This is a genomic window from Methanoculleus sp. MH98A (assembly GCF_000691865.1).
GTDB lineage: Archaea > Halobacteriota > Methanomicrobia > Methanomicrobiales > Methanoculleaceae > Methanoculleus.
In genome coordinates, this window is the sequence record NZ_JMIO01000020.1 from 1 (window position 1) to 9,421 (window position 9,421).

Annotated in this window: 5 protein-coding genes and 1 tRNA gene; 4 read left to right on the forward strand and 2 right to left on the reverse strand. The window is 60.3% G+C overall.

Translation table 11 applies throughout. From position 1 onward, the window contains the following. Both EI28_RS04005 and EI28_RS04010 read left to right on the forward strand, forming a co-directional pair. On the forward strand, positions 1-1,963 hold a 1,963-nt coding region (locus tag EI28_RS04005; RefSeq protein ID WP_048112860.1), incomplete at its 5' end, for a VWA domain-containing protein. A gap of 674 nt (positions 1,964-2,637) precedes the next feature. Further along, on the forward strand, positions 2,638-5,604 hold the full coding sequence (locus tag EI28_RS04010) for an Ig-like domain-containing protein (protein WP_048112862.1): 2,967 nt from the start codon (positions 2,638-2,640) through the stop codon (positions 5,602-5,604). Between the two features lie 39 nt (positions 5,605-5,643). On the opposite strand, the gene EI28_RS04015 is transcribed toward EI28_RS04010, so the two are convergent. Then, positions 5,644-5,715: transfer RNA gene (locus tag EI28_RS04015), tRNA-Arg, on the reverse strand. Between the two features lie 55 nt (positions 5,716-5,770). Between EI28_RS04015 and EI28_RS04020 the strand changes: the two genes are divergently transcribed. Continuing rightward, on the forward strand, positions 5,771-6,196 hold the full coding sequence (locus tag EI28_RS04020) for a deoxycytidine triphosphate deaminase (protein WP_048112865.1): 426 nt from the start codon (positions 5,771-5,773) through the stop codon (positions 6,194-6,196). Beyond that, positions 6,193-7,161, forward strand: a complete 969-nt coding sequence (locus EI28_RS04025; protein ID WP_048112867.1) for a DUF128 domain-containing protein — start codon at positions 6,193-6,195, stop codon at positions 7,159-7,161. The genes EI28_RS04020 and EI28_RS04025 overlap by 4 nt, the downstream gene beginning before the upstream one ends. Here EI28_RS04025 and EI28_RS04030 read toward each other — a convergent pair. Further along, positions 7,145-9,091 (reverse strand): tubulin/FtsZ family protein, encoded by a 1,947-nt coding sequence (locus tag EI28_RS04030; RefSeq protein WP_048112869.1) that lies wholly within the window; start codon positions 9,089-9,091, stop codon positions 7,145-7,147. The genes EI28_RS04025 and EI28_RS04030 overlap by 17 nt on opposite strands. Positions 9,092-9,421: the final 330 nt, after the last annotated feature.

The window sequence follows — 9,421 nt, forward strand, 5'->3', positions numbered from 1 at the left end:
TGTTTCGTTCAGGATCACCGGGGTCGATGACGAGGGGAATTCGATGACTGACGAGCCCTGGATATCGAACGGCATCTCCATTTCCAAGAAAGATGATGCGCCTCTTGTTGCCATGACCGATAAGGATGGGTTTGCCACAATCGATTTCCATCCCGGAGCCTTCACCCGGAATATGTCTGATCCCCAGTACAATGATACGGCCTCGGGGAGTGCAACGATCCAGGCCGAATGGGAAGGTATGCAGGAAGACACTACAGTGTCCTTCAGGAACTATCCCTATCTCAGCGTCAATGTCACGGTCGAGCCCCAGGTGGTTGCCGTGAACAGTAGTGTGAACGTCACGATCCAGTTGATCGGCGACGGCTGGGCCCTCCAGAAGAAGCCGATCGACGTGGTGCTCTGTACCGACCGATCGGGGAGTATGCTGCAGAATACGACGCACGGTGGGTGGGATAGTTCTCCAGATTGGGTAGAGCAGGAGTCGATCGATGACCGGATGGTTCACGCAATGCGGGCGGCTAAGGCCTTCGTCTCTCAAATGCAGTCCCCGAAGGACTGGATAGGGCTTGTATCGTTTGGTCAGGATGGAACTGCAAATCTTGGCGGGTATAGTTATGAATATTGGGCGGGGAACGACTATAAGGAAGTGTGGCACAATGGATATAGAGATTGGTTGGGAAGGTGGCACGATGGCTATTGGGAGTGGCTGAGCGACTCCAGCGACGACAACGCCTACATTGCTGAGCACTATAAAAACCCACAGTTCTACACTGACCCTGCCACCCGTGACCTTGAGTTGACCTCAAACTATGGGAGTGTCAACACGACGATTGACAACTGGCTCCCCTGCGGCGGAACGCCGATGCGCGAGGGGCTATACCGGTCCGTGCAGATGATCCTGGATAGCCCGAGAACGACCAACCCTGTAAAAGCGATAGTCTTGCTGACCGACGGAGCGTGGAACACGGGCGGAGATCCGGAAGGTGGTGACGGTGCCGAATCATTCCCCGGAGTCGGAACAGGGAGCGTCATCGATTATGCAGATGATAACGGCATCAAAATCTTTACAATCGCCCTGGGCAACGAACCGAGCCATGACGAACTCCAGAGGTATGCCAACCAGACCGGCGGTACATTCTACAGCGCCACGGCCGGCGACGACCTGACGCAGGTCTATGCGGACATCGCCACGAAACTCCAGGAGGCGGCCAGCGTCAACACCACGATGGACCTGGCGTTCGATGAGGTCACAATCAATTCCACGCCTGTCGCGGACGTCTTTGACTATGAGCCGTCGACCGAAATGAGCAAGTACTGGACAGGCAACGGAACGACCATCTGGAAGTTGGAGCCGCCGAAAGATCTGAGCGATGATTGGGAAGGAGATCAGACTCTCAGCTTCGAAGTTGGGGACATTTACCTCGACCAGACCTGGGAAACCACCTTCCGCCTGAAGGTTTTGAAAGAGGGGAACATCGATATCTTCGGCGAAGATTCCGTTATCAACTTCAACGGCACCGTGGGTCCGACGGAACTGCATCTCCCCCACACCTTCATCACCGCCACCCATAACCTCAGTGAGTCCGGTGCTGCCGCGGCGGACATCTGGTTGACCCGGGAATCTCTCAACACGGATGACCCCGGCATTCTCGTCCCCACCTGGGGCCTTAGCTACACAGGGAACAAGTCCGTGACACAGAAGATCATGTACCAGTACAGTCAGGACGATATCTGGTGGGACGGCAACTGGCACGAGGCCGATACGCTGCACCATCCCGCAGACACCAATGTTAACGGCACGTATTCGACCACTCTTAACCTCGGGGAGAAGGAAGGGTGGTACAAGATACGAGTTTTTGCCCAGGAGATCACACCTGACGATGATGGTGCGAGTGACGAGACGACGTGGCCGGGATCCGTTCGGGTGGGGGCGAGCGACCGGGCGTATATCAGAATCAGCTGATAGCCGTCCTCATATCCCCCGTTTTTGATCGGAACGAGTTGCAGGCCAGTCTGACGAGTTCGACCCTGATGGATAAACCCGCGCCGATTCCGGGTAATTACACCGGTTTCCCGGAGCGGGCAGGTTAACTGTCATTTCCGGGAGGTATTTTACCCTGAAACAACCGGGTCACCGGGCCCGTGCTGACGCGTGTGCGCCCCCGGGCCCCCGGCGGCCCGCACTCCCGTCCTGTGCCTTGCAGGGCTTAATCCTTATTTTTATCGGCCGCTGCGCCTGACGGCCGTGGCACTCTTCGTCCGGGGGATGCAGGCCACGGGGAGGTGGGCCCCTGCCGGGTCCGTTCGCCGGGCACCTCCTGGTTACCTGCACATGCCTGTATTTATCCATCGCGGAACGCTCGCCGCCCTTCCCCGGGTATTTTTATATTTAAGTCTCTGTATTCGCGCTTTAACTGACGAACAGGGTCGATTTCAATTGTTTTACGGGTTTTTAATGTGCGGAAATTACTGAGAAGAACCGTTATATGATTGTTGCGCTGCAGGGATGATCTTTTTGCAGTGTTCAGGATTAAAAAATGCCTTACAATATTTGGTATTTGGGATATATGGGGCATTTTACGCGTTTTTGACCGGTCCGCCGAATCCGGATCAAATGAAAACTCTTATATATATTGCATGGGATCACGGCTTCCTGATCTCAGTATAAATTTTAAAAAAGTAGTACTCCTCGCGATCCTGCTCTGCCTGATCGTTCCTGCGGTGGGTGCGACCGGTCCCGACCGGATCGACATCTCGAGCGATGCCGGTTCTCTGGCGGCAGGCGGAGCCGATCCCGCTGAAATAGCCGTGCAGGTGTTCGACGGGAGCGGGATACCGCTCGACAACTGCACCGTGGCGTTCGAGGTCGACCCGGTCTTCGGCCGCATCTCGCCCGCAACCGTCACCACCGGTGCATCCGGGACTGCGACCGCAGCGTTCATTCCCGGCAGGACGAGCGGCGTCGCCGTGATAACCGCACGGGCCGGGGCTGTAGAGGAGACATTTTACCTCTCGATCGACCACGGCCCACCCTGCCGCATCACGCACCTTGACTACGAATCCGAGATAGCCGCGGGCAACATCACCGTTATCACCGTGGGGCTGGCCGACCGGTACGGCAACCCGGTGGACGACAGCCGGAACACCGAGGTCGTCCGCTTCAGTGTCGGTTCGGTCGACGACGATGCCGCCTTCATCGACGATGGGGGGGCACAGGTGCCCGAGATCGAACGGACGATCAATGCCACGGGATTCGTCCGGGTGCCCTTCAGAACCGGCCGAACCGTGGGTGAGAACATTGTCAGGATAACCGTTCCTTCAGGCGGGATCGACCGTTACATCTCCATCCACGGGCTGCCCACCGGACTTCCGGGCGCAATTGCCGTCGCGGTCAGCCCCGATGCCGATCCGGAGCCCTACCAACCCGCCGATGGCGAGAGCACGTTTGCCCTGACGTACCGGCTCTTCGACTCCTGGGGCAACCCCGCAGCCGGCCGGGATATCCAGGTCTTCACCTCTCTTGCAGCGGAAGGCACCGTCCTGACGACCAACGGTTCGGGCATCGCCCACCTCACCTACGGCCCGAAAGATACCACCGGCAGGATCACCGTCACCGCAACAGCCGTGGACAACGCAAGCGTGACGGTATCGCAGGTTGTTGAGTTCGTTCACACCGCCCCTGTAGATATGCTCCTCTCGGCAAACCCCCAGTCCATGCCGAGCCTCGACGTGCCGGGCTCAAGATCGGCAACTCTCCGTGCGAAGGTTATCGACGTGAAAGGAAATCCGGTCGGTGGAGAGTGCGTGACCTTTGCCGTCTCAAACGTCGATGCCGGCGGCTTCGTGCAGGTCGCCGCCCCTTATCTCTCCGAACTCTCTACCGAGACCGATGACGACGGTTACGCTGTCGTCCGGTTCTACCCGGGCACGTTCACGACCGACCGGAGCGACCCGCGCTGGAGCGCCGCGGCGAGAGGCGGGTGCGACGTCGTCGCTACATGGAACGGCACCACCCGGACGATACCCCTGACCTGGGAGAACTACCCCTACCTCTCGGTGGAGACGGAGGTCTCCCCCGAGACGGTGGCGGTGAACGATACCGTCGACGTCACGATCCGGCTGCGGGGCGACGGCTGGGCGCTCCAGCCGGACCCGATCGACGTGGTGCTCTGCACGGACCGGTCGGGGAGCATGCTCTACGACGACCCCGATCGGATGCACTCGGTCCGCGAGGCAGCAAAGGTCTTCGTGGATCAGTTCTCGGAGAACCACGATCGCGCGGCCACCGTCTCATTCGGGCGAGATGGGCATATCTCGCGCCCCGGTGCCAATTCCGGCATCAGCACGCGTGAAATCGACAACGACTATACGTACCCAAAGACTTACGGCGACCATGCGACGCTTGATGTCGGGCTCACCTACGATCTCCAGGCGGTAAAGGATGCACTCGACGGCATCGTCCCCGACCACGGCACCCCGCTCCGGCACGGGCTGAAGGTCTCGATCGACCACCTGGTCGCCGCAGCAGACGACGGTTCGGTCAGGACCGTGGTGCTCCTCTCCGATGGCGATTACAACTGGTACGGCGACCCGCTTGCCCGGGGTTCGGGTTCGACCCATTACTCGCCGGAACAGTACGGAACACTGACCCGGAGTTACTACCGGTATGGGGATCTCCCCTCGAACTGGCAGAACCTGGCGGCATACGCTGCGGACAACGATATCCGCATCTTCACGATCTCCTACTCGGAGAGCCTCTCCGGTGACGCGAGATCGACCCTGCAGAGCATTGCCGAATCGACAGGGGGGAGGTATTACCACGCACCGGGACCGGATGCCCTGGGGCCGATTTACACCGAGATCGCCGGAGTCCTCAAGACGGAAGCCGGTATCAACACCACGATGGGTCTTGACTTCGGCACGATCCGGGTCAACGGCGAAGACCGGGAAGGAGGGAACGTATTCTCCTACGTTTACGAAGACGGGGTCTCGACCGTCGTCGAGAGCGCGGTCGAGAACGAGACGGGTCATTATGTGATTATGCCGAGAAGAACCGTCAACCAGATCGACGACTGGAGCGATGACCGGCACCTGGAGTTCGAGATCGGGACGGTTCACCTCGGCCAGACCTGGGAGGCGACGTTCCGCCTGAGGGTGCTTGCCGACGGCAACATCAACGTCTTCGGGCCCGGGTCCAGGATACGGTTCAACGACGCGGCGGAACTCGCCCTCCCCGACACCTTCGTCACGGCCGTTCCGGATCTCAGCAACACGGGTTTCGGCTCCGCGACGCTCGCTCTCTCAAACCCGCGCTACACCTGTGCAGAACCGGTCGAGGAGTTCCTCACCGCTGCCTGGGACCTCACCTACACCGGAGCGGCGACCGTGACCGAGTTTGTGGAGTACTCGAACGACGGCGGCCTCTCCTGGGTCCGGTTCGACACCGTGACCGGTGAAACCTCCTCGCTCTATGCCCGGGAACTCCCGCCGGGTGAATACCGGATCCGGGTGCGCGCCTTTGCGGACGACGTCCCCGATGCCGGATTGCTCTTTGCGCCCATCCAGGTTGGAGAGCGGCACAGGGCATACATCCGGCTCATGTAACGATATTCGGGTGCGTGGACCACGCACCCCAAAAAACAACGGACCCAGCGGGAATTGAACCCGCGTCCTTGGGTTCGAAGCCCAAAAGGATGTCCACTACCCCATGGGTCCCCTCTTCGGTTTCTATCATAAGTTATTAAGCGTTTTTGTGCCAGTACTCTATACAATGATCCTCTCGTCCAGCGAAATCGCTTGCCGGCGCGAAAACGGCGATCTCGTCATCGAGCCGTACCACGGTGCGTCCCAGCAGCCCGCATCCTACGACCTCCGCGCGGCCGAAGAGACCGTGCTCCCGCGCGGCGCATGCACCCTCGTTCCCTCGATCGAGCGTGTGGAACTCCCGCGAGACCTCGCGGCAACCCTCAGGTGCCGCTCCTCGCTCGCGCGTCGCGGCGTCCTCCTCGGCGGCGGGTTCGTCGACCCCGGGTTCCGCGGCCAGCTGACGCTCTGCCTGACGAACGCCGGCGCAGAGGAGATCCGCCTTTCCAGAGGCGACCGGATCGTGCAGATGATCCTGCAGGAAGTGTTGAACGGCGACCGGCTCTATCAGGGGCGGTACCAGGATAGTGTTGGCACGGTGCATACACGATGACCCCGTCGATACGTTCGGAACGGAAGTACCTTGAGATCCTGCGGATTCTCGCGGAATCGCACGAACCGCTGGGAGCGAAACGGTTGAGCGAGAAGATGGCCGAACGCGGTTTCGTCCTGAGCGACCGCGCCGTCCAGTACTACCTCCAGTACCTCGACGAGATGGGGTTTACGGAGAAGGTCGGGAACCGGGGGCGCCTCCTCACCGAGGCGGGGATCGCCGAGAGCGAGAGCGCGCTCGTCGATCAAAGGCTCGGGTTCATCATATCGAGGCTCGAGCAGCTCGCCTTCCGGAGCACCTTCGACCCGGCGACCGCCACGGGGAGCGTCGCCTACAACCTCTCCTTCGTGCGGGAAGAAGACCTCCAGGGCGTCACGGCAGCCTTCGACGAGGTGGCGGCGGCGGGTTACGGGTTTCTCTCCGCCTACCGGATCGTCGATTCCGATCCCCGCATACCCGACGGCCACGCCGGGATCATGACGGCCTGCAGCGTCACCCTGGACGGCGTCCTCCAGAAGATGGGTATCCCGACGAGGCTCGAGTATGCCGGCAGGATTGCCGTCGATGAGCACGGCTCCGCCGGGTTCCTCGATCTCATCGGTTACCGCGGGACGTCGGTCGACCCGCTCCATCTCTTCATATCCGCCGGGCTCACCTCGATCAAAAGGCTGGTGACGACCCGGGCCGGCGTCGCGCTTGCGAACGTCCGTGCGGTGCCCGCGGCCGCACGATACCGGGTGGAGGTGACCGTCGGCCTGATGGAGGAGTGCGGGTTCACCTTCCCCGCCGGAGGGGGCATCGGTGAGTTCAACCTCCCGAAACACCCCTACCGTCTCTCCGTCGTTGCGCTCAGCGGCATGAACATGGTGGGGAACGCCATTGAGAAAGGCTACGCCATCAAAACCGAGGTTGGTGCGGGAACCATACCGTTCGAAAAAATAGCGGACGCTACTGGATCCAGGTGATCCCGCCGTCCGTGTCGTCGTCCGTTTTTTTCTCCTCCCTGCTCTTCTGCCGGGCGGCCGTGTCGATCACCTCGAGTTTTCCGCGCGAGGGATCGACCTCCTTGGGGTGAGGGCCGGATCTGGCAAATCCCTTCCGGCCCAGCGAACCGTCCTTCGGTAAGGGCATCCCTTCGCGCATGTGCAGGCCGGCTTCCTCGAAGAGACCGTCCTTCGGCCGCTGCATCCCGTGGCCGAGCGTAACGTGATCGCCGGTGAACACCCCTTCTTTCGGCCGCTGTATTCCGCGGTCCAGGGTGCCCGCATCTGCGGAAAACGCCCCGTCTTTCGGCCGCTGCACGGGTTTTAAGGATGTGGAATATGTTACCGCATCGTCTTTTGGGCCTGTCTTTTCGATGTTGATCCCTTTGAGGCCGAAGGTAGCGTTCTTCGGGGCGGGCACCGACGAGGTGATCGAGGCCGACCCGGTGAGATCGATCTCCCGCCCGCCCGGCTTCGGCGGAAGGACGACGGGGCCTTCATCCTGCTTCGTCTCGGCTTTCGGGAGCATATCGATGGTATCGTCCTTGCGCTTCCGGCCGCTCCCGCCGCTGCCCGGGAGCGTGATCATCTCATCCTTCTCCGGTGTGGTTGGTCCCGCCATGTATTCGATCTCCTCGAGATATGCCGATTCAAGAGGTGAGGCAAAGCCCAGGGCGCCCTCGTCATCCGGCACCTGGGGGACGGCACCGGTTGCCCGTGCCGCCTCCTCTTCACGCAGCCGCACCTCTTCTTCCGCCCTCAATCGTTCTTCCTCGCATTCAAGCTGGTATTCCGTCCGGATGTCCCGGACCTCCTCGATCCGGGGGATGTTGGTGATCCCCGAGAGCACGATGATGATCCCCACAAACGACGTGTTCTTCACCGGATAGTCGCCCGACCGCATCTCGAGCCCGGCGATGCTCCGATCGATCCACTTTCGGACGGTCTGGAACCCCTTCATCGAGAGTTCGGCCGAAGGCCCGGCGATCAGCACCAGTGCCTTGTCGGCGCTCGTGAGGTCGCAGGGAACCGATACGTCTTCATAGACCGCTTTTTTGGCGAGGGAGATGATCCGGGCGGCCTTCTCCTGCGAACCCTGAATGAAGTCTTTCAGCGACTGTCGCCGGTGGAGGACGTTCAGCCATCCGGTCGGCAGCCGCTCCGTGGCGTAGCCGACCGCGACGAACCCGTTCCCCTTCAGGGTGTTCAAGACCTCCCCGGCATCCAGAACGACCTCGGCGACGTCGAGCCCGGACTCGTTGAATTCTCCTGCGCGAAGAAGAAGGCCGATCTGGCGCGCAATCCTCTCGTTGAGCATACTGTAGTGCGTTCTCGGGTCCGACCCTATGGGCAACTGGCGCAGCTGGCCCATGACACCGGTGTTCTCGGCCTCGGCTGCAGCGGCGGCTGCCTTGATCTTCTGCGACCAGGTCTCGTTATCGAAGAGGACGACGGCATCGACGATTTCCTGAAGCACTTCGAGGTCATCGGCGGCCTTGGCCGAGACCCGCTTCCCTTCCTCCAGGCACGGCAGGATGGCGAGAGCGAAGATCGGCTCCACGTAGGATTTCCGGATCTCGTTGATGATGAGCGGCGCGATATCGATGACGCTGCCCCCGAGCCCGCAACAGAAGAGGATGGCATCGATCTCCATTGTATCCATGCTCTGGAGGCGGGTCATCACCTCCTCGATATCGATCACGTCCGTGACATGAGCGCGGTCCGAGATATCGACCCGCGGGAAGAAGATCCTTGCGGGGTCCGGGAGATGGCGGAGTTGCAGCAGGGAGTTCGGGTCGATATCGATCGCTACCGCACTCATGCAGTAGACCCTGCTGCGCCGGTCGTGGTCGTAGAGTTGATCCACAATCCTTGAGCCGGCACCGCCCAACCCTATCGTCAGCACTCGCATGAGGTTATACTCCCCGCCTGATACCTTCGCATGCCCTGAGTGACCTTTGTCGCGAAAGAAGCATGAATATCATCCAAAACTATTGATAAATATGTGGGCGGACGGACATATATATTTCTGTACGTTCCGGGGAGGCGGAATCGCGCTCAATCACGGAAACCGGATATTTAAATATTCCGGTTTAACTTCCCCCTGCTGAAGCCCCCTGGGAGGTAAGGAAGAAGAATCACCAGATGTCCTGGAGAACCCTTTACACCTCTCCGTTTTGCACTACCTGTGCAGTACGTGTCGTTTGGAGAGCACAAAATGATAATATATATAACTCCCGGC

What these genes read in the sequence shown, in the direction of transcription:
- EI28_RS04020 (WP_048112865.1), top strand. Translation starts at nt 5,771, where the DNA reads ATGATCCTCTCGTCCAGCGAAATCGCTTGCCGGCGCGAAAACGGCGAT.
- EI28_RS04025 (WP_048112867.1), top strand. Translation starts at nt 6,193, where the DNA reads ATGACCCCGTCGATACGTTCGGAACGGAAGTACCTTGAGATCCTGCGG.
- EI28_RS04010 (WP_048112862.1), top strand. Translation starts at nt 2,638, where the DNA reads ATGGGATCACGGCTTCCTGATCTCAGTATAAATTTTAAAAAAGTAGTA.
- EI28_RS04030 (WP_048112869.1), bottom strand. Translation starts at nt 9,091, where the DNA reads ATGCGAGTGCTGACGATAGGGTTGGGCGGTGCCGGCTCAAGGATTGTG.